Annotated in this window: 22 protein-coding genes; 8 read left to right on the top strand and 14 right to left on the bottom strand. The window is 47.0% G+C overall.

Annotated features, from left to right (window positions below; genetic code table 11):
* Position 1: 1 nt before the first annotated feature.
* From LCM20_RS10775 to LCM20_RS10795, 5 genes are all read right to left on the bottom strand, one after another.
* Positions 2 to 721 carry an ABC transporter permease gene (locus tag LCM20_RS10775; RefSeq protein ID WP_225195459.1) on the bottom strand — a complete coding sequence of 240 codons (720 nt, stop codon included), beginning with the start codon at positions 719 to 721 and terminating at the stop codon, positions 2 to 4.
* Entirely contained in the window at positions 718 to 1,422 is a 705-nt protein-coding gene (locus LCM20_RS10780) for an ABC transporter permease (RefSeq protein WP_225195460.1), read from the bottom strand. The genes LCM20_RS10775 and LCM20_RS10780 overlap by 4 nt, the downstream gene beginning before the upstream one ends.
* Positions 1,400 to 2,332, bottom strand: coding sequence for an ABC transporter ATP-binding protein (locus LCM20_RS10785; RefSeq protein ID WP_225195461.1), 933 nt, complete (start codon positions 2,330 to 2,332; stop codon positions 1,400 to 1,402). The genes LCM20_RS10780 and LCM20_RS10785 overlap by 23 nt, the downstream gene beginning before the upstream one ends.
* 93 nt (positions 2,333 to 2,425) lie before the next feature.
* Positions 2,426 to 3,793, bottom strand: a complete 1,368-nt coding sequence (locus LCM20_RS10790) for a sensor histidine kinase (RefSeq protein WP_225195462.1) — start codon at positions 3,791 to 3,793, stop codon at positions 2,426 to 2,428.
* On the bottom strand, positions 3,790 to 4,455 hold the full coding sequence (locus LCM20_RS10795) for a response regulator transcription factor (protein WP_225195463.1): 666 nt from the start codon (positions 4,453 to 4,455) through the stop codon (positions 3,790 to 3,792). Before LCM20_RS10795 ends, LCM20_RS10790 begins: the two co-directional genes overlap by 4 nt.
* Positions 4,456 to 4,591: 136 nt before the next feature.
* Between LCM20_RS10795 and LCM20_RS10800 the strand changes: the two genes are divergently transcribed.
* Genes LCM20_RS10800 through LCM20_RS10810 form a run of 3 tightly spaced genes read left to right on the top strand, consistent with a single transcriptional unit; the run spans position 4,592 to position 5,782 of the window.
* Entirely contained in the window at positions 4,592 to 5,014 is a 423-nt protein-coding gene (locus tag LCM20_RS10800) for a cell wall hydrolase (protein ID WP_225195464.1), read from the top strand.
* 21 nt (positions 5,015 to 5,035) lie between these two features.
* Positions 5,036 to 5,473: a spore coat protein GerQ gene (gene gerQ, locus LCM20_RS10805; protein WP_225195465.1), complete on the top strand. Its 438-nt coding sequence runs from the start codon at positions 5,036 to 5,038 to the stop codon at positions 5,471 to 5,473.
* A 57-nt stretch (positions 5,474 to 5,530) separates the two neighbouring features.
* Complete coding sequence (locus LCM20_RS10810) at positions 5,531 to 5,782, top strand: hypothetical protein (RefSeq protein WP_225195466.1); 252 nt, start codon at positions 5,531 to 5,533, stop codon at positions 5,780 to 5,782.
* Here the strand turns inward: LCM20_RS10810 and LCM20_RS10815 are convergent.
* The 4 genes from LCM20_RS10815 to LCM20_RS10830 all read right to left on the bottom strand — a co-directional run bounded on the left by LCM20_RS10815 (position 5,779) and on the right by LCM20_RS10830 (position 8,716).
* Complete coding sequence (locus LCM20_RS10815) at positions 5,779 to 6,147, bottom strand: DUF423 domain-containing protein (protein WP_225195734.1); 369 nt, start codon at positions 6,145 to 6,147, stop codon at positions 5,779 to 5,781. The two genes, LCM20_RS10810 and LCM20_RS10815, sit on opposite strands and share 4 nt — an antisense overlap.
* Positions 6,148 to 6,165: 18 nt before the next feature.
* Complete coding sequence (locus tag LCM20_RS10820) at positions 6,166 to 6,519, bottom strand: YwdI family protein (RefSeq protein WP_225195467.1); 354 nt, start codon at positions 6,517 to 6,519, stop codon at positions 6,166 to 6,168.
* A gap of 527 nt (positions 6,520 to 7,046) precedes the next feature.
* Positions 7,047 to 8,405, bottom strand: a complete 1,359-nt coding sequence (locus tag LCM20_RS10825; protein WP_225195468.1) for a sodium-dependent transporter — start codon at positions 8,403 to 8,405, stop codon at positions 7,047 to 7,049.
* A 92-nt stretch (positions 8,406 to 8,497) separates the two neighbouring features.
* Positions 8,498 to 8,716: a uracil-DNA glycosylase gene (locus LCM20_RS10830; RefSeq protein WP_225195469.1), complete on the bottom strand. Its 219-nt coding sequence runs from the start codon at positions 8,714 to 8,716 to the stop codon at positions 8,498 to 8,500.
* A gap of 77 nt (positions 8,717 to 8,793) precedes the next feature.
* Between LCM20_RS10830 and LCM20_RS10835 the strand changes: the two genes are divergently transcribed.
* Both LCM20_RS10835 and LCM20_RS10840 read left to right on the top strand, forming a co-directional pair.
* Positions 8,794 to 9,510: a TIGR02206 family membrane protein gene (locus LCM20_RS10835; protein ID WP_225195470.1), complete on the top strand. Its 717-nt coding sequence runs from the start codon at positions 8,794 to 8,796 to the stop codon at positions 9,508 to 9,510.
* Between the two features lie 161 nt (positions 9,511 to 9,671).
* Positions 9,672 to 11,372, top strand: a complete 1,701-nt coding sequence (locus LCM20_RS10840; RefSeq protein ID WP_225195471.1) for a methyl-accepting chemotaxis protein — start codon at positions 9,672 to 9,674, stop codon at positions 11,370 to 11,372.
* 112 nt (positions 11,373 to 11,484) lie between these two features.
* On the opposite strand, the gene LCM20_RS10845 is transcribed toward LCM20_RS10840, so the two are convergent.
* The gene (locus LCM20_RS10845; RefSeq protein WP_225195472.1) at positions 11,485 to 11,784 is read right to left on the bottom strand and encodes a phasin family protein; all 300 of its coding nucleotides are present in this window, start codon (positions 11,782 to 11,784) and stop codon (positions 11,485 to 11,487) included.
* On the bottom strand, positions 11,781 to 13,439 hold the full coding sequence (locus LCM20_RS10850; RefSeq protein WP_225195473.1) for an ABC1 kinase family protein: 1,659 nt from the start codon (positions 13,437 to 13,439) through the stop codon (positions 11,781 to 11,783). The genes LCM20_RS10845 and LCM20_RS10850 overlap by 4 nt, the downstream gene beginning before the upstream one ends.
* Before the next feature lie 244 nt (positions 13,440 to 13,683).
* Here LCM20_RS10850 and LCM20_RS10855 point away from each other — a divergent pair, with 244 nt between their 5' ends.
* Together LCM20_RS10855 and LCM20_RS10860 are read left to right on the top strand one after the other, a co-directional pair.
* Complete coding sequence (locus tag LCM20_RS10855; RefSeq protein WP_225195474.1) at positions 13,684 to 14,583, top strand: GNAT family N-acetyltransferase; 900 nt, start codon at positions 13,684 to 13,686, stop codon at positions 14,581 to 14,583.
* Positions 14,584 to 14,695: 112 nt separating this feature from the next.
* Positions 14,696 to 15,559, top strand: a complete 864-nt coding sequence (locus LCM20_RS10860) for a fructosamine kinase family protein (RefSeq protein WP_225195475.1) — start codon at positions 14,696 to 14,698, stop codon at positions 15,557 to 15,559.
* Here the strand turns inward: LCM20_RS10860 and LCM20_RS10865 are convergent.
* The gene (locus tag LCM20_RS10865; protein WP_225195476.1) at positions 15,556 to 16,524 is read right to left on the bottom strand and encodes a YbgA family protein; all 969 of its coding nucleotides are present in this window, start codon (positions 16,522 to 16,524) and stop codon (positions 15,556 to 15,558) included. The two genes, LCM20_RS10860 and LCM20_RS10865, sit on opposite strands and share 4 nt — an antisense overlap.
* Before the next feature lie 189 nt (positions 16,525 to 16,713).
* Between LCM20_RS10865 and LCM20_RS10870 the strand changes: the two genes are divergently transcribed.
* Positions 16,714 to 18,069 (top strand): YjiH family protein, encoded by a 1,356-nt coding sequence (locus LCM20_RS10870; RefSeq protein WP_225195477.1) that lies wholly within the window; start codon positions 16,714 to 16,716, stop codon positions 18,067 to 18,069.
* A 25-nt stretch (positions 18,070 to 18,094) separates the two neighbouring features.
* Here LCM20_RS10870 and LCM20_RS10875 read toward each other — a convergent pair whose 3' ends face one another.
* Together LCM20_RS10875 and LCM20_RS10880 are read right to left on the bottom strand one after the other, a co-directional pair.
* On the bottom strand, positions 18,095 to 18,766 hold the full coding sequence (locus LCM20_RS10875; protein ID WP_225195478.1) for a type 1 glutamine amidotransferase domain-containing protein: 672 nt from the start codon (positions 18,764 to 18,766) through the stop codon (positions 18,095 to 18,097).
* A gap of 517 nt (positions 18,767 to 19,283) precedes the next feature.
* A complete protein-coding gene (locus LCM20_RS10880; protein ID WP_225195479.1) occupies positions 19,284 to 20,294 on the bottom strand; it encodes an acyltransferase family protein in 1,011 nt (336 codons plus the stop codon).
* Positions 20,295 to 20,586: the final 292 nt, after the last annotated feature.

The raw sequence follows: 20,586 nt of genomic DNA on the forward strand, positions 1-20,586 counted from the left end.
TTCAGACTGCTTTTCTTTGGATACTGACCAAGCCGCCGATAAAGAACACGACCAGACCTCCCAATATCGCTACGAGTAGAGATTCTAGTTGGATGAACCCAGCGAACGAGTCTTCAACAGGTGGCAGCATCATCAAGAAAGGCTGCGCCCATGGATACAGCGGGGCGATCGTTTCGGAGTTGACGATCAATAGGTTCGGCATGGTTAAAATGACGTTGACCGTCACGGCTGCTGCAAAACTGGACCAGACGACCGCCACCCAGAGCGTCAAGGCGGCAAGCGGAAGCGTGGCGAGCCACCCTCCGAAGAAGCTTCGCAGGAACATATCGACCGGAAACTCCCCTTCTATTCCTCTGGACAGCCCGACTCCGATAACCACAGACGTAAAGATGACCTGATTCGCAAAGACGAAGCCGAGAACCGTCAAATACTTCGCTAAAAACACGCGTCCTCTTTTGACAGGCATTGAAAACAGCTGCTTCCATCCATTGTGCTGGTGTTCATAGCGGCATACGAATGCTGCGAAGACGGCCACCATCAGTGGAAGGAATAGCAAGGCATGTATAGAGCCGCCGATACTGAGGAGCATCAGCCACCCCAGCTCTCCTGGGATGGGTACGGCCGAGCAGGCAATCCCAGCAAGGATCGGACTGATGATGATCAGCCACCAAATTCTCGTCTTCTTTATTTTCAACCATTCTGATTGCAACAGATTTTTCATGCGATGTCCCTCCTTTGGAAATCCACGACTCCGATCATGAGAATGACCAATCCTACCACAATCCCCATTCCGACAAACGGGAGTGGGTCTTTGCCCGGGAAGAGAAGCGGCCACTGCCAGATGATCCAGTTCGGTGCATTATGGCTGTATGTGGCGAAGACCGCTCCGAAGATACCGATGGAAAGAGGGACGGACTGGTTGGTCTGGACAATCGAGAGCCAAATCTGGAGAGCCAGCACAGGCAGACCTGCGAGCATCGGATAGAAACTGTTCTCCGCAATCGCTAAAAACGGTGCATCCCACCCGAACCCAAGCCCCACGCCAAGCAGGATGGTACCGATGAATAATAAAACAGAGGATACGAAAATCATGAACGTAAGGACGATGAACTTCGCGACGAACACATCTTTTCTTTTCACAGGCAAGGCTAAGATCTGCTTCCACGACCCCTGCTTATGCTCAAGTGACGCAAGTTGGGACGCGAGAATCGCCATCCCCAAAAAAAGGGCTGATGCGACGAACATATTGGTGAATTGAATCAGCCTGCCCCATTCGTCTGGATACGTGCGCATAATCCAGTCGTAACGGACGCCGTAATTGACGACCTGCAGCGCAATCACTCCGAATGGACCGAGAAAGACGAGGAACCAGAACCATTTGCGCTTGATTTTCAGCCGTTCAGCTTGCAGTGCCTGGAGCATGGAGCTCGCCACCTTTCGTCAAATCTAGGAAGATGTCTTCCAGCGAGTGTGAACGCTCTTCAATGCGGTAGACCGGGATGTGCTGTTCGACGAGCAGCGAAACCGCCTTAGCCACTTCCCGGTCCGAAACGTTCTCAAGTGTGACAAACGTCGAGTCTCCACCCACTTCAAAGCCAGCTGACTGCAGGATGCTCTTCGCTTTCACGACCTGCCCTGTACGAAGAGCGACCTGTGGCAGGGCTTTATTTTTCAAACGATGAATCGAATCTTGATAGATGAGCTTCCCTTTTGAAATGATGCCGACCCGCGTTGCCATCTGCTCCATTTCACTGAGCAAGTGACTGGAAATGATGACGGTAATGCCATATTTCTTCGGCATCGTTTTAATAAGCTCCCGTATCTCCTGGATGCCGGAAGGATCGAGGCCATTCGTCGGCTCATCCAAAATAAGCAGTTCAGGATTTCCGAGTAAAGAGGCGGCAATCCCGAGTCGCTGCTTCATCCCAAGTGAGTACTGCTTCACCGCACGATCTGCATCCTGCGTGAGCCTTACGATGTTCAACACTTCGTCTATACGGGCTTTCGGTGCTTGCAGCAAAAGTCGAAGCGCTTCTAAATTTTCGCGTCCTGTTAAATGCTCATAATAGGACGGCGATTCAACGAGAGACCCCATCCGTTTCAAAATCTCCAGCTGATGGTTCTTTAACGACTGGTTAAAAATTTTTATATCTCCACCTGATGGCTTCATCAAGCCAAGCAGCATTCGGATCGTCGTCGTTTTTCCAGCTCCGTTCGGACCTAGAAAGCCGTAAATGTCTCCTTGATATACTTTCAAATCCACTGCGTTGACGGCTTTCTGTTTTTTAAATGTTTTCGTTAATTGATTCGTTTGCAAGATGATTTCATTCATCTCCCCCACCTCCACTTTCATCATAGATTGTGAGGGTTAAATTCAAGGAAGCGGGTTGTTTAAATTTTGTTTAAAAAAATCGGTGAGAGGAACTTAATCCTGCTCACCGATTCTTGTAGAAGGGTTCTCAATCGATATAGTCGTTCCGTCTGGAGCAGAGTCAACCTGCCACTCAAGCCCCATATCGCGGATCATCAAATCGACGATCGTCAATCCGACACCAGCCCCTTCATGCTTCGAAGAGGAGGCCATACCTGTTCCTCTGTCTTCGATGCAGAGCTTGTTCTGCTTGAGACGGATGGCGATAAAGCGCCCTGAGGCCGCGTGGCGGACGACATTTTGAAAGAGATTGTCTAAGATGCGTTCCATCCATTTCGAATCGATCGCCCAAAGCTGTTCATCTTGTGAAACGTCTACTTCCACTTCCAGCCCTTCCTGCTCGAGGGTGGCATACCAATGAGCCGCAACACGACGTACGAACCGGTTCATCTCAACCTGCTCTTCATGGTAGGGGTATTTCTTACTGGTCAACAGCGAGAGAGAAAGGAGATTATCAATCAAATGACTGAGAGAATCGATTTTCATATTGATGGAATCCAACGACGCCTGCCCCTTCTCCGACTTCACTTCACGACTTACCTCTGCAAGAGAAGCACGAATCGTGGTAAGCGGTGTCCGGAGGTCGTGAGACAAGCTCGCGATCCATTCTCTCCTTAACGCTTCCTCTTTCCTCTCCCGTTCGCGGCTCTCTTCAAGCTCCTTCACCATGCGATTAAAGCTGACTTCAAGCATTCCGATTTCATCATTCGAGGTCCGTTCGACGGGCGTCGGAAGTCCGTTATCCCCCCGCTGCTCCATTGCGCTTTCAAGCCTTTTCAAACGCCCCTGCACCTTACGGAAAAACACCCACGAGAGGACGATGAAGCCAATGAATACCGCTGCGATCGCAATAAAGATGAATACGTCATAGCTTCTTTCCAGCTTCGTAATAGGGGGGCCTAACAACTCCCTGTCGATTTCGATGACCATAAAGCCTCTATTGCTCTCCTCGAGTGAGGCGACGACCGTGAAAAGTTCCCCATCATACCGTTCTTTCATAAATTGAACCGCATCCCCCTGCGACCACTGCTCGGGGATCTCCGCCTGCAGGTTGATCTGTTCTTTCAGCTGTCCATTTTCCCCGACCCAGAACATTCCGGCATCGGGCCAGCGCTCGTGCCATTCAGCCATGCGGCTCAGGATTACGTCTTCCGGCTCATCGGATAACTCCGCCACTTCCTCGTGCCACGTCGCTTCCATATAGTCATAGTCCTGGTACGGGTCTTCTTCATCCTGCATGAGAACCGGCGGAAGATAGACCGTCAGCGAAATCAAAGGCAGACAGAAAGGGAGAAACAAGAGGGCAAGAAAAACCAGTAGAATGTACTTCGTCTGCAACGAGGAGGTCCATTTCACCTTCATGCTCTCACCCTGTATCCGATGCCGCGAATTGTCTCAATGATTTCAGGATGGGAAGGGTCACGCTCTATTTTTTCCCGTAAATGCCTGACGTGCACCATCAGCGTTTTATCGCCTTCACGGTACGGCTCCTCCCACACGCCTTCATACAGCTGCTCCTTCGTCAAAATTTGATTGAGATGTCTCAAGAAAAATTTAAATATGTAAAATTGCTTTCCAGTCAAAATGATTTCTCCGCCCGTCTCTTCGTTGATGACAACCTGCTGCTCCAAATGGATGCGCAAGTGACGGATCGTTAACACGTCTTCTTTCGTTTTCTCGTATTTTCTTGCCTGGATTTCGATTCGCATGATGAGTTCTTCCGGATGGAACGGCTTGGTCATGTAGTCATCCGCAAACTCAAGCCCTTCTAATTTGTCGTCTATCGACGTGCGGGCAGACAGCATGATGATGGGCAATCCTGGATGCTTTCGCTTGATGCGCCTCCCTACAGAAAACCCGTCCAGTCCCGGCAGCATGACGTCCAGAACGACGACCGCATACTGACTGATCGACGCCGGAAGCTTTCCTTCTGTAATCCAGTCGACACGAAAGCCTGCCTCTTCTAATTTTTTCTGGACCCATGTGCCGATCTCAACATCGTCCTCTATGTAAAGAATGTCCATCTCGCTCCCTCCTTCACCTAATATCTTACAACATCCTCACATGATGTGGAGGAATTTTTTAATCATAACTCGACCACCTCTGTACATATAGTGTTAAAGAACAACCATTCATGGCTCTAAAAAGCGAGGTGACCGCATGGCTGTTATTGCCTACAATGAAGCGGACGTTGGCCTGCTTGCCAGACTGATGAGGGCGGAAGCTGAGGGTGATGGGCAACTCGGAATGCTTATGGTCGGAAATACAGGAGTCAACCGTGTCAGGGGAGATTGCATCGACTTCACCGATATCAACTCGATCCGTGACATGGTGTATCAAAACCCCGGTGGATTCGAAGCGACTCAGAAGGGTTACTTTTACCAGCGAGCCCGGGAGAAGGACAAACGACTGGCCAGAAAGACGATCAACGGCAAGCGTTATCACCCGGCTTCGAATTCCCTTTGGTTCTTCAGGCCGGAAGGAGAGTGCCCGGCTCAATGGTATGGTCAATGGAATACAGGCAGATTTAAATCCCACTGCTTTTATTCGCCGACTCGTTCGGATTGTCCTAGTGTTTATTAATTTTGACAAGGAGTGATTCAATTGGCAAAAAATCAACCAATGGGCGGACAGGGACAGGCGATGTACGGCCAAGGTTCATCCCCTTATTATCCAGGCAATCCTTATATGTATTATTACCCGAGCGCCCCGACACCGAGCGGTATCCCTCAAGGTCAAAGTGGAGGGTACGGCGGCATCAACCCGCCTAACATGCTTCCTTCTGAAGAATCGTATATCGAAAACATCCTGCGCTTGAATGCAGGAAAACCGGCTACTGTGTATATGACGTTCGAAAATAATGACCAGTGGAATGCCAAAGTGTTCAAAGGGATCATCGAGGCTGCCGGACGTGATCACATCATCTTAAGTGACCCTCAGACTGGCAAAAGGTACTTATTGCTTATGATTTATCTCGATTACATTACGTTTGATGAAGAAATCCAATACAGCTACCCGTTTAACGGCACCACTCCAAGGTAACAAAAAACTCGCTATTTGATAGCGAGTTTTTCATCTTGAATAGAAAAGGGTGAAAGGATGAAGCATCCTTACGAAAACTATCAGCACGCTCAGCTTGGAACGATCGCATTAGCCGTCCTTCTAGCCATCGTCGGTCTCTTCCAGCTCGAACATCAGTGGATTCTCCTTCTGATGTTCTACGTCCTTGCCGGAAGTTTTTTCTTCGACACCCTCATCGCATCAAAAAAGCAGCAGAAGTTTCAGGCGATGATCCAACTGCTGCGCGGGGTGATCATCTTCTTGTTTGTTACGCTGCTTTATTTTTTCTAAATGTATTTAATGACGGCATATCCAAGCAAGATCCAGCCGATTAAGAAAGACAGACCACCTAAAGGTGTTATCATAGCAAACGTCTTAATCCCTGTTGGAGCGTAAATATAGAGGCTCCCGGAGAATAAAATAATGCCTATGAAGAAGAACCATCCTGCGCCTGTCATCAATCCGGTCTGGATTTTGCTCATTAACAATGCCGTAACGAGAAGCGCCATCGTGTGGAACATTTGATAATCAACGGCTTTGCCCCACTGATCCAGGCCTTTCTGTGACACTTTCCCTTCCAATCCGTGCGCACCGAAAGCACCAAGCGCCACGGCTAAAAATCCGTTCAATGCTCCTAATAGTAAAAAGAGTTTCATCATTATTTGTTCCCCTCTCTAGAAATCAAAGATCGATTCTCCATTTGCCTCATCATCACCTTTTGTCTTCTTGGAGGATTGAGGCTTGTCTCCCCCCATCATCACTCGGATCTCTTCAGGGGTCGGCTCATCGGCCTCGCCCTTCTGTTCCGTCGACTTGGACGTGCCGCCGCCCATCATCGCGCGCACTTCATCACTCGTCGGTTCGATTACCGAGCGTTTGGAAGACGTCTCCTGCTCAAGAAAAAGATCCGCCAGCAGACGGACAGAACGTACATGCTCCTTCACCTTCTCATCATTTCCGTGCTGAAGCATCGCTTCCTGTATCTCATTGGACATTTTCTTTAAGACGGTTTGATTCGAAATTGCCATCGTCGTCAAACTCCTTTTTGCTTATTAAAAATTACACTCTGTCGTAGTTTAACACGTCTGGCGGGATTCTGTCCTACTTCTCGTTGAAGCCTGTTGGATTCAGCAGGTTGGGTGGATGAGGTCAGTTCGGGGAGGGTCGGGTTGTTGGAATGGAGATGGTTTCTTTTTCATCTACAGTTTCAAGAGATATGGCACTGAAAACGGTGATTATATTTTTTAATCGACGCTTTGTGGTGATACGACTCTCGAAACGTCGATTATATCGATTTATTCGACGTTTTGTGCTTATACGGCTCTCGAAACGTCGATTATATCGGTTTATTCTACGTTTTGTACTGATACGGCTCTCGAAACGTCGATTATATCGGTTTATTCGACGCTTTGTGCTGATACGACTCTCGAAACGTCGATTATATTCATTTGTGAGATTTCGAGTGATAAAGCTTCAAACACATCCTTCGAACAACCTAATCCCGAATCTGCAGACAGAAAAAAATCCTGAGGCGAGGACGCCCCGGGATTTTCTATTATAAGAATGGGAAGATGACTGAAAGCAGTCCAACCGCATTCAAGAAAATGATGACAATCAAGATTGGTGCCAAATACTTCACGATAAAGTGCCAGAATCCGCCTATTGGAGAATTGGACAAGTCTGTCGCTTCCAGCGCTTCGCTTTTCTTAAGGAACCAGCCGACTAACAGAGCCATCGACAGTCCGCCGAGTGGCAGAAGGATGTTCGATGCAATGTAGTCCATGGAATCGAGGATGCCTAGGTCGCCAATTGGCGTTACACCTGACCAGACTCCGAAACCAAGTGATACACCGATTCCCATTACGAACATAATCGAGCCCATCAGTACGCTTGTTGCGAATCGGCTCCATCCGAATGCGCGCATGAAGTAGGCTGTCGGCACTTCAAGAATCGATACTGAAGAGGACAGGGATGCCAATACAAGTGCGAAGAAGAAGATCAGTCCTACGACTCCGCCGAATGGCATTTGTTCAAAGATCGTCGGTAACGTGATGAAGACCAGTGGTGGTCCTGAGCTTGGATCGATCCCGAAAGCAAATACGGCCGGGAAAATCACAATACCTGAAATGACGGCAAAGAACGTGTCCATCAGTCCGATTCCAAGTGTTGCACTTGGAAGTTTGTTTTCCTTCTTCAAGTAACTCCCGTACGTAAGCATGGCTCCCATACCGAGACTCAGCGAGAAGAATGCCTGACCCAGTGCTGCAATATAGATTGACGGATCGCTTAATGCGGACCAGTCCGGCGTGAATAGGAACTTCATCCCTTCAGATGCCCCGTCCAGAGAAAGGCTGAAGAATGCCAGAACGATCATCAGCACCGCAAGCAGCGGCATGAAGATGCGGTTGGCCGCTTCTATTCCTCTTTTGACCCCACCGAGTACGATGACGATCGTCAAGGTCATGAACAGTGCTGTCCATATGATCGGATGCCACGAATGGCTGATAAACTGCCCGAAGGCTCCCTCATATCCAACGTCAGGCGACGTAAAGAATGATCCATTAATATAATTCCAGAAATAAAACATCGCCCAGCCTGCTACGACTGCATAAAAGCTTAGAATTAAAAAGGCACTGGCGATTCCAAAGAACCCTGTCAAATACCACGGAGTCTTCGGAGCCAGCTTCTTAAACGATCCAATCACGTCGCTCTCTGCTTTTCTCCCTATACTAACCTCTGTTAACAAGAGAGGAACACCGATTAATACTACGAATAGTAAATATAAAATTAAAAAAGCTCCTCCTCCATTATTACCTGCAACGAAGGAAAATCTCCAAATGTTCCCGAGCCCTACAGCTGAACCCATTGCGGCCAGCATAAAGCCAAGTTTTGTTCCCCATTTTTCTCTTGCCATTCTGTTTCAACTCCTCTCATCCATCATAAATATTCATCAGCATACCATAGAATAAGAGTGTGTAAATATGTTTTCTGAAAATTTCATTATATTTACAGTCGAAAATCGAACCGAGACGTCTGTTGACTCTGCTTTTTGTTCCGTTGCGGCTGCTTCGGTTCAAACTGCATACATTCCGTACCCGTCGTTTTCAGTACAAGCTGGGAAGGCATTTCTTTCGTTTTGAAGCCGTATGCCTTACATGCCCTCGGAAATTTCGGATTCCAAGTTGTATGAAAATGCTTGCACTGAAAACAATTGACTTTTTTCATACAAACCCTCTTTCTGCCATATGAATTATGATAGAATCATAGCACAGTTCATACTGATTCACTAGGATGTGACAACATTGGACAATTGGTTTCAAGCCTATAGTTCCCACCCATTCGTCCCGTTTACGCTCAGCCACTGGATTGCGCTGATCGTCTTTGCTGCCGGGCTTTCTTTTATTCTTTTATTTGCTGAAAAAATATCCCGCCACCCGGGTTCTATGAAATTCATTCGACTATCCCTTCTCATCCTTCTATTTATCTCGGAGGTCAGCTACCAATACTGGGCAGTGACGAACGGGGTATGGAGCACGACGTATTACATCCCCCTTCATTTATGCGGCATCGCCTCGATTGTAGGAATAGCAGCACTCGTCACCTACCACCCGAAGCTGATCAAACTGAACTATTTCATCGGCATCATCCCGGCACTTATTGCGCTGATTACGCCAGATTTATTGTATGACTACCAGCACTTCCGTTTCTGGAAGTTTTTCATTCATCATATGGCGATTATTTGGACCAGTGTCTTTCTCGTCGTCACAGCTTCTGTGAACGTGAGTTGGGGCACCATGTTCAAAGCCTATTTCTGGCTCGTGATCTACGGCGTCGTAGTCGGTTTTATCAATACCATTCTTGGAGCCAACTACATGTTTTTGAACGGACCGCCGGAAGCAGCGACCCCTCTCGACTACATGGGAGACGGCCTTTGGTATTACCTCAACCTCGGGATTGTCGCGCTCGTTGTTTTCGCCCTTATGAAGCTGTTGCACGGAGCTTTAATAAAGAATAAATAAACGAAGCCGGAGGAAATTGCACCTCCGGCTTTTCATTATATTGAAATAATATCCAGCCTTTCAAATGCTTAGTACGTTTTGACTAACAAATGATGCGTTTTATCCGATAGTAAGAATAAGAAGATTGTCCTAAATACATAAATAGAAGGAGAGCGCCTATTATGAAGTTTTGGAAAAACCTAAGTATTGGTTCAAAGTATGCTAGTGCCTTCGGGTTAACATTGCTGCTATTCGCTGTGGCGATCAGCGTGGTGTATGTCCAGTTGGATAAATCACGTGATAACCTGCAGACACTTGATGATGCTGGAACAACAGCGATTGAATTTGCCGAAATGGCTTCCCTTGTCCGTACGAAAGACATTCGAATTGCAGATTATATCCGTGAGCCTCGTGGTTCTTACATTAATGAGTTCGAGGATAGAAGTGAGCGTTTCAACGAAATTCTATCTACATATACCGAGGAATTCAGCGGAACAGAATTTGAAGGAGCTTTGCAGTCTATAAGTGAACTGGACCAGGAAATTAACACGGTCTTCCTGGAGAGTATGGTTGGAAACGTCAGTAACGAAAGAGAAATCAACGAAGCCCGCGAAACCACCTCCAATCTACGTTCTCAACTTGTAGACCAACTGACTATGATTCAACAGCAAGTAGAACAAGCAATGAACGACACAACCGTTACTTCTAAAGACACCCTGCAGGCAACTGTAAACATCCTGTTGATTGCGGTTGCGATTGCCTTCATTCTAGGAGTCGCGGTCATGTGGTTCGTGAATCAATCCGTTAAGAAGCGGATGAACAATCTGATCACTACGGCCGACCAAATCGCTTCCGGCGAGCTGTATCATGATGATTTAGAAAGTGAAAGCAAGGATGAGATCGGAGTATTGAGCGTGTCGATGAATCAGATGAAGCATCATTTGAAACAACTGATTCAACAGATTGGCACTCTATCAAACGAAGTGAAGCATCAAAGTGATGATTTGCGACAGTCCTCGAATGAGGTGCAGGAAGCTTCCCAGCAGGTAGCTGCAACGATGGAAGAGCTGTCATCCGGATCAGAACAACAGGCCGGGGACGCTACGACGCTTTCTGAACTAATGGAAGATCTCGGCCGTAAAATTGCAGCATCCAATGAAACGGGTCATCAAATTGCTGAGCAATCGGAATCCGTACTGGCTCAGAGTGATGAAGGCAAACAGTTGATGGATGAGTCCGTCAAGCATATGCATGCCATCCATCAAGTCATGAAAGAGTCCGTCGAAAAAGTTCATCATCTCGACCAACAGTCTGGCGAGATTTCGAAACTGATTCAAGTCATCCAAGATATTGCAGAACAAACCAACCTACTCGCTTTGAACGCCGCTATTGAAGCAGCACGCGCTGGCGAACACGGTCAGGGATTTGCTGTCGTAGCGGATGAGGTAAGGAAGCTTGCTGAGCAGGTATCCAATTCTGTAGGTGAGATTACGAATATGGTTGGAAACATCCAAACGGAATCTAAGAATGTCTCTGAATCCCTCGAAAGTGGTTATCAAAAAGTAGAACAGGGTACAGAGCAAATTCAGAAAACCGGTGTCACCTTCGAAGACATCCAGTCCTCGATTCAAAATATGGCAGACGGTATTCATACCATTTCACATAACTTGAAAGACATTTCTGACAGCACACAGACGATGAATCATTCGATTGAAAGTGTAGCGTCCAGTTCAGAAGAATCAGCAGCAGGCGTGGAAGAGACAACCGCTTCCCTCCAACAGACAAACAGCTCCATGGAACAAGTTTCCCATTACTCGAAGGAGCTTGCTGATATGTCCAATCAACTGAACGACCTTGTCCATCAATTCAAGTTGGAAAAGTAATTTTTCATACAAAAAAGTGTCCAGTGAGTTTACCTTACTGGACACTTTTTGTATTAGTTTCCGGATGCATTTGAGTGCTCCGTGGGGTGGAAAATAACTTGCCGTAATTGGTTTAGTCTTGAGAGTGGAAGTTTTCTAAACGGCGGAGTCTTGATTCAAGGACTTCATATTCTTCTCTTGTTACAAATCCTAGATCCTTCATCCGGTCTTGAAACTTGGCCTTTGCTTGGCCGCTCCATTCTTTATCGACGTTCTCGCCTTTATTCACCCATTCACTCATCATCGACTTGGCTTGGGAAGGGCTCATTTCGCCACGTTTCACCATTTCGTTGATCATCTTTTCAAACTTCTCTTTTCCACTGACTGCTGCACCAATTCCAAGATAAAATCCTTTTTTAAGTAAATCGTTCATTGTCCATTCCTCCCTTGTTTAGTCATGTCTTTAATCATGCGCCAATGATTCACTAAGCAGAACACAACACCGATTAGGCCGATCCCTGTTATGACTGAAGTGATCCACATGATAGTGAGCGCTTCTACCAGCATCAGCCCTACACCTGCAAGCATCATGATAAAAGATAGCAAGGCATAAAACAGATAGAACTGATGGGACATCTGCTTCTGTTGATGCTGCGTCTTCCAATCTCTTTCTTTATCTCCATCTTCCAAATAGTTCACCAGTGCACGTGGCAATGACAGCAGTGGGCGTGCCGTCTCTTTGGCCACTTCTGTGTATAAAGAGGCCGTGGACTGTTTTTCATCCCCTGATATCCAATCTCTGATGACGGGTCTCCCCCATTCGATCAAGTCGATTTGGGGATGTACGGTACTGAGTACACCGACGATGATGCTGGTCGCCCTGCCGAGGAATGCATAGTCGGCAGGAAGTTGAATCGGCTGGTCCTTGATGAATCCTTCGATTTCTTCGAGGGTTTCATTCATCGTATTCGGATCCAGCTTGTCAAAGTTCCCATCCAAGTAAAGGTCCGTGGATTGTTTCAACAGATTTTTCACCTTATCCGAATCCGCGTTCGGAAGAAGGAAGCCCATCTGCTCCAGGGCCTGCACGACCATGTCATAATCTTCGAGAATGAAGCCCTGTACGATTTTCCGAATGGAGCGTACATCCTCATCGCGGACTTCACCGACCATTCCGAAATCGATCACAACAAGCGTCCCGTCTGGTTTGAGCATCAAGTTGCCCGGGTGCGGGTCGGAGTGGAACATGCCGTTGTACAGAAACTGTTCAATACATAAGTCGAATAACGTTTTAGCAATTCTCTCTCGATCGAGCTGATGCTTTCTAATAAAGGCAAGGTCTGTCACCTTAGCGCCTTCAATCCACTCCATCACAAGGACGCGCTTTGTTGACAAGTTGGAGTTGTATTCCGGAATATAGACATTCGGAAAGTCGTGGAACCGCTTCTTGAATTGATTCCCGTTCTTCAATTCCTTTGTAAAGTCCAGTTCATTACTGATCACCCGGACGACTTCCTGATACAGCGCAGGAAGGTCCGCTTTCCGACCATATCTTGTGAACCGGTTGATCATCCAAAAGACGATGCGCAACGCCTTATAGTCCATTTTGAATATCTCGTCAACCCGGTACCTCCGCACCTTGATTGCCGCGAGCGTCCCGTCTTTCAGCTTCGCCTGATAGACTTCTCCAATGGAAGCCGAGGCGACGGCGTCTTCTTCGATCCACTCTACGTATTCGTCCAAATCGGATTGCCAGTCGTCCTCTATGATGGCTTTGGATTTAGAAAAAGGGACGGGCTTCACCCGATCGACCAGCCCCTCCAATTCTTTGATAAAAGACTGCGGCAGCAAGTCTCCCCTTGAACTTAAAAACTGTCCGAACTTGATGAGCAGACCGCCAAGTGAGATCGCTTTTCTTCTATATTCATCCGCCTGCTTTTGAAGCATTTCATTCCATTTCCGCTCGGTTTCTTCTGTCCAGTTTCGATTCGTTTTTTGAAACCATAGAATCTGCATAAGGAATCGAAACGCCATCCAGACGATGACAGTGATTCGGTAGATGGGTATGTATTTCAATCGTTCCTTCAAACCGGCTCCCCCTTTCATCTAAAATAAGAGTCAGCCTCGCCATGAACCGGTTTCTGAGAAGATACACCCTCTCAAGCTGTTCTACTTATTTTCAAGGTATTTTATCCTGTACCTTGTCCTATTATTTATTTCACTTTACCCTTTTTGGTGTAATTCAATCTCCCTTTTTCACTGACAGGGTCCTCGCTTGCACAACCTGACATGCTTATGACATGATAAACTAAAACGAAAAAGGTGATCTTTCATGAACATTCGCGAACTTGAGGTGAAAGACTTACATAAGGTGGCTGACTGGCTTCACCGCATGAATAACCAGGACCACCATTACGTCGCCTGGCTGGCGTCAGATCCTAATGAAATTTTTGAACAGATATGGACGTTGACTCAATTTACAGATCCCCTTGCCTATGTGGCTTGGAAGGACGATGAAATCATTGGATTCCTCGGTCTGCTTCCATTTTTCGATCAGAAACTGTGCCGTCTGCTCGGTCCTTTTGCGATAGAAAATGAACGAGAAGTGATCGAAAGCTTGTGGGATAAGGCTTCTCTTACGGTCTATCTTCATTTCGATGTCGCCAAGGTTGCCTGCTTCGATTCAAACACCGAACTTCTTTCCTTTACAGAGCGCCACCAGTTCGAGCTTTACAATGTCGAAAAAACACTCGCTCTGCATAAGCACAGCTTCGAGGCGTCCACCTCCGACCACAGCAGCATCGTCAATGTCATCGAGGAAGACTTCCAGGAGATCGACCGCCTTCATCCGAAAGCCGCTTACTACACGACAGAGGAAATGATCCGCTTATCAAGAGAACCGGAAAACCATTTGTGGGGCTATCAGGAAAATGGATCATTGCTCGGCTACATCTATTTTGAAACAATCATTGAAGGCCATGAAGGAGAAATCTGCTTCGTCAATGTTTCGGACAGTGAACAGGGTGCTGGAATCGGAACGACACTGATTGAATATGCGCTGCAATACGCCTTTCACGCCCTCTCTCTCGATGTCGTGACCATCTCCGTACGCACAAACAATGAAGAAGCAGAGAAGCTTTATCGTCATCTCGGATTCCGTACGGTGAACACCATTTTCGCCTATGAAAAGAAGACACAGAAAGTCCCCACCATTTCAACAACGATTCATTAATATTCATAAAACCCGGAAGATGCGTCTTCCGGGTTTTTTATGTCTGAATTTATATTTCGAGAATTCTCAGCTTTTCAAAAGGGTATAGAGTAAGGAAGAAGGAGGGATTCGAGTGAAAGAGGCGATTCAAGCAGGATTACATAGTCTGGAAGACGAATCTACTATACAAGAGTGGAAAAGTATTGGTGGTGGAGATATTAACCGCTCCTATTACGTCAGAACGGAAAAGAACGAATATTTTGTTAAAGGAAATCAGAATGTCCCTTCGCACTTCTTTAAAGCAGAAGCTTCAGGGTTGAAGCGGATTGAGGAAACAGGGACGATTTCGGTTCCTCATGTTCATTATTTTGACGAGCCGGAGAACGACGAGGAAGCCGTTATGATATTGGACTGGGTTCCGACAGGTCAACAAGACGTTTCCAAGCAGCTGGGACATCAGCTGGCGCAGATGCACAAGCATACAGGGGATGCTTACGGCTTCCACGTGCCCACATTTGTCGGAGAGCTCGATCAGCCAGAGGCCGAGAGCGATTCATGGCTCACTTATTATCGTGATGATCGACTGCGGACTCAAATTGAATACGGAAAAAGGAATGGACTCATATCCGGCAGACGCCTCGATCAACTCCAAGAGCTGACAGCGAAACTGGAGCAGTGGATTCCTGATGATCCGGGAGCTTCTTTACTCCACGGGGATTTGTGGGGTGGAAACTGGATGGCCGGTGGTGACGGAAAGCCTTACTTGATTGATCCATCTGTCCTTTATGGTGATTTTGCCTTTGAACTTGCCTTCACAGAATTATTCGGTGGGTTCTCGCGTGATTTTTATAAGGCATACGAGGAGATTCAACCGCTTCCTGATGATTACGAGGTTCGTAAACCGCTCTATCAGCTGTTCTACCTGCTCGTCCATCTCAATATGTTCGGGGAAAGCTATGGTCCGAGTGTCGACCGGATTGCGCGAGCCTACACTTAAGAGTAGGCCCGCCCCTTTCCGGAATCGGAGATCTCGACTAGCTCTGACGGATACGGTTGGAAATACGTCTGATCGTCGAGATAGCCTTCATCAAACCGGACCGTCCATGTGCGCAGGACACTAATGACAGCGCTTAACGGAACCTGCTCCTGTGCATATTGATCTAGCAGAAGCTGAAATTCTTCTTTTTCCCGCCTGCCCAACTGTTTCTTGAAGTAACCGGCAATATGCTGACATACGTTGATATGAGATTTCGGTTTTGCTGGGGTCTGCAGTAAATGCTGGAGCTCTTTTTCATACTGATCGATCACTTCTTCCAAGGAATGGTGATCATGATTGGCCACAACCCGCCCCATTTTTTTGGATATACCGGGGTGATAAGCCATAAACAAATACTTATTCTCAGCTTGGAACTTCTGTAGGGATTTGAAGGAAGCCGCCTTTTTAACCGCACGGAACTCAGCGAGTGTAAACAGCTTCGTTAAAAAATGATGACGAAGTGTAAAGTTTTTCAGACGTCCTTCTTCTTCAATTGCCAGTCCGCCGTGTTGGGCCAGCACTTCTTTGGCAAAAAAACCGCTTGTCTTTCCAATCACCTGACCGTGGTCTGTGCTTTGATAGACTTTGACATCCTGAACGCCGCACGTAGGTGAGCGGTTTTTCAATAAGAAGCCGTCCACATCAGGAAGGTTCTGAATAAACGTCTCGGCGAACTTCTTCATAACATCTGTATAATCCTGACCTGTTTTCGGCTGAACGAGCTGTTCTTCCTCTCCACCAACAATACGGATGACGTCACGCGGGACGCCAAGACCGATTTCCACTTCAGGACAGACAGGTATGAATTCGACATAAGCCTGCATGCGCTGCACGGCTTTATCTGGAATGACAGCACCGTTGTACCTGACTTCTTCAAACTCCAGGCATTGACTGACGACGACTTTCGGAGTAGGGAAAGATCTCAAAGCGATACCCCCTGATTATTATTTTTAGTATAAGCAAGAGTTCCTCTTTCCTGAGATCGATAAACATTTTTTACACAGAATAAAAATTTCCTATTGGCTTTTTTGTCGAATCGTATTAAAATTAGTGTCATTGCATATTTATTCTCTGCACTCATAATAAATGAATTAGACAGCAAGGAGAGATTTTGGATGAAAGCAAAAGATTTTAAAGCCGCTTCGCATTTACGTTTTATTATTCCGTCCTTGATCGGTGTATTCTTATTTATGTTCCCGGTCGCTCAGGGCGATTCGATTACCATCCCCGTTGCGCTTCTGGCGGACGCCTTAAAAGGAGCCATCGGTGAACAGATTCCATTGATCATGACGATCATCATCTCGATCACAGCGATCGGAACGTTGTTGGTTAAATTCGCCGGTCCAGATAAACTGGACGAAACACCATTCTTCAAGTCACTATTCGATGTTCCAGCTGTATGGGTTGTCACGCGTGTTCTTGGTATGATTTTTGCGTTAATGGTTTACTTCCAAGTAGGACCCGAGCCGATTATTTCAGACGTTACAGGCGGTCTACTACTCGGATCCGGAGGACTGCTCAGCACCTTATTCGCTGTCTTCCTATTCGCCGGTTTATTCTTGCCCTTATTATTAAACTTCGGGCTGTTGGAATTATTCGGTGTCGTTCTTACAAAAATCATGCGACCTCTATTCCGTCTTCCGGGGCGTTCCTCCATCGACTCCCTAGCCTCTTGGCTTGGTGATGGAACAATCGGGGTCCTGTTGACAAGTAAGCAATACGAAGAAGGATATTATACAAAACGTGAAGCTGCCGTAATTGGGACAACCTTCTCTATTGTATCGATTACATTCAGTATCGTTGTCATTCAAGAAGTCGGTCTTGGTGACATGTTCATCCCGTTCTATCTAACGGTTGCACTTGCCGGATTTGTGGCCGCTCTGATTATGCCGCGTATTCCACCTCTATCAAGAAAAGAAGACACCTATGTCAACGATGAGCCGGATGATCGTTCAGAAGAAGTTCCTGAACAGCATAATGTCTTCACTTACGGCTATACAAAAGCGGTCGAGCGTGGGAGCAAATCTAAAGGGATCGGCCACTTCTTCAAAGAAGGCGGACAGAACATCCTCGATATGTGGATGGGTGTCGCTCCGATTGTTATGGCGCTTGGTACGATTGCTCTGGTCATTGCAGAATTCACACCATTCTTCGCATGGATCGGAACACCGTTTATTCCATTGCTCGAACTGATGCAGGTGCCGTATGCACAGGAAGCTTCTGAAACGATTCTTGTCGGTTTCGCCGATATGTTCCTTCCTGCCTTGATCGGTGCAGGCATTGAAAGTGAAATGACACGATTCATCATTGCTTCCCTATCTGTGACGCAGTTGATTTACATGTCAGAGGTTGGTGGACTACTGCTTGGATCCAAGGTACCGGTCAATATGAAGGATCTATTCATCATCTTCTTACTACGTACCCTGATCACACTTCCGATCATTACACTCATTGCACACTTACTATTTTAAAATGAAGCCGAAGCAGGCTCGGGGATTACCCGGCCTGCTTTTTTAATTGCTCAATCATCTTTTGAGCCGTTTGTAAGCTTGACTGAGGGTTCTGGCCTGTCACGAACGTTCCATCGACCTCTACATGATCACTCGCCGCTTCTCCTGCTACGAAGTCCGCTCCTGCTTTCTCAAGCTCATCCTCGAGAAGAAAAGGCATATGCGAATCAAGTCCCGTTCCTCTCTCTTCTTCATTGGTAAAGCCGGTCATTTTCTTCCCTCTGACAAACGGAACGTCGTTATGATTCGTGACACCGACGAATGCGGAAGGTCCATGACAAACCGCAGCAATCACTTTTTTCTCAGAAATGAAATGTCTCACGATTTCCTGGATCGTCTCATTGTTCGGAAAGTCCACCATCGTCCCGTGACCTCCACAGAAAAAGATGCCTGCATAGTCTGAAGGGTTCACTTCTGACAATTTCTCCATATCGTGAATCGGTTCCATCACCCCGTCCCATACGCGCGGAAGCTCGTTCTCGTAGCTGTTCGGATCAATCGGCGCACGACCTCCCTTCATACTGGCGGCCGTCACTTCAAAACCCGCCTGCTTCAGTTCAGTGGACGGCTCAACAAACTCTGAAAGCCAAAGTCCTGTAGGTGTATCCTTATCCAATTTCTCTGTATCGGTTACGACCATCAATACCTTTTTCGACATACAGAAACCTCCTGTTTTAATGACTACCACTAGTATGAGCTGATTTCTTTTATTCAATCAAAAAGAGCAGACTGTTAAAGAAGTATGGAGAACGGTCCTGTTACAAATGAGGTGGACAGTGGGGTGGAAAATAGCTCGCTTTCCACGGCGGACGCCGAGCCGCCTCAGGCTTCGCCTTGCGGGGTCTCGCCGAGGTCCGTGCATCCCGTAGGAGTCTCCCCATTTTCCACCCCACTGTATGAAAGTATTAGGAACAGAACCGAGCGAGGTTGAGGAAAGACAAAACGTTATTCTGTGCATCATCTCCTTTTCCAGATATAGCAAAAGAGGTTCCGCCTCCACCTCGTAAATTGATTGGCGAAACAGCGTGACTCCTATGAGAGCAGAGTACAGGTGAGACCTCACAGCACCGAGGAAGCGAGTTGTTTCGCCAACACCTTTTCTCAAGCTTTAAAAAAACCGATAGGACTTTCTCGAGCACTTGAAAAAAAGCGCCCTCGTTTGGACGCTCTTTGTTCTAACGGTATTCACGACTGTGGATCAGCTGGTCCCACTTTTGTTTGACTAATTGCACTCTCCCTTCAATCAATGGCTGAGTCATCGTACGGATGACGCTCGATGATAACAGCAGCACAATGACGAGCGAGACAATCGCAAGCCCGACTACATCAAACAAGTTGTCAACTTTGAACCAGCCGGCTTCTCTGAAGAACTGGATGAAGAAGCCGTGCAGCAGGTAAACGTATAAGGTTTGACTTCCAAGATGTGTGAACTTGAACTCCTTCCCTGGCATCCAGGCGAGGACGCTGACGGTCATCAATCCGGCAAGGACGTAGACGGCCAGTCGAATCAAGCCACCAAGTTCCGGTGTCCCCAGCACTTCATACGATTTGGAACCGAGGAACCAGCCGGAGCTGAATTCTGGAAACGCGGCAATCAATCCAGCAATCACGGCCATGAAGACAAGGCCGAATTCCCTGACACGCTGCGTACGCCACTTCTTTACGTGTTCCTTCGTTAACCAGTAACCCGCAAGGAAGAACGGGAAAAAGACGAAAGTACGGGATAAGCTGAAGCTATGGCCGACTCCATCCAAATATCCGACGACAAGGCCGATCTCGACTGCAATGGCCAATCCAATAAACGGCGGAATCTTTTTGAACCAGAATAAAAGGATGTGCCAGCAAAACAAGCTGAATAAAAACCAAAGCGACCAGTGCGGATAGAATGGTCCGTTCAACCAACCATCCTTCCCGATAAAGAAGAAATAGCCTGTGTACATCAGCTGGAAGATCAGGTAAGGCAGAATCAGCTTCTTAGCCAGCTGAATGATGTAATCCTTTTTTCCAGAACCCTTTGCAAAAAATCCAGCCAGGAAGATAAAGGCCGGCATATGGAAGGTATAAATCCACATATATAGTGTGTACATCGGTTTCGACCCGTCCGTAAACGGTTGGATCAGGTGACCGAAGACAACGAAAAAGATCAGAATGAATTTCGCATTATCAAAGAAAGCATCGCGCTTCATAGTTGTGTTCACCCTTCTTATGGTACTTCTGTTATCTTATATGTACCACAAGAAAGAGCGATAAACTCCTCTTTTATTGCAATTTAAATGATTTGTAACGGTCGTGTAATGACGGCATCAAATTTGTAACAGTCGTCGACAAAAACAGGGGGACTTGGACAGGATTATATATGTGTAAGAGGCATTGGGACAGAGGCGAATCGGCTACGTGTACATGTAGTCCCATTTAGCGAGTTATGGGACTGTGAACCACCTGACTGGTGTGATGCCTGTCCCATTTAAAGTTTTATCG

Source organism: Halobacillus litoralis (genome assembly GCF_020171725.1).
GTDB classification, from domain to species: Bacteria; Bacillota; Bacilli; order Bacillales; family Halobacillaceae; genus Halobacillus; species Halobacillus litoralis_F.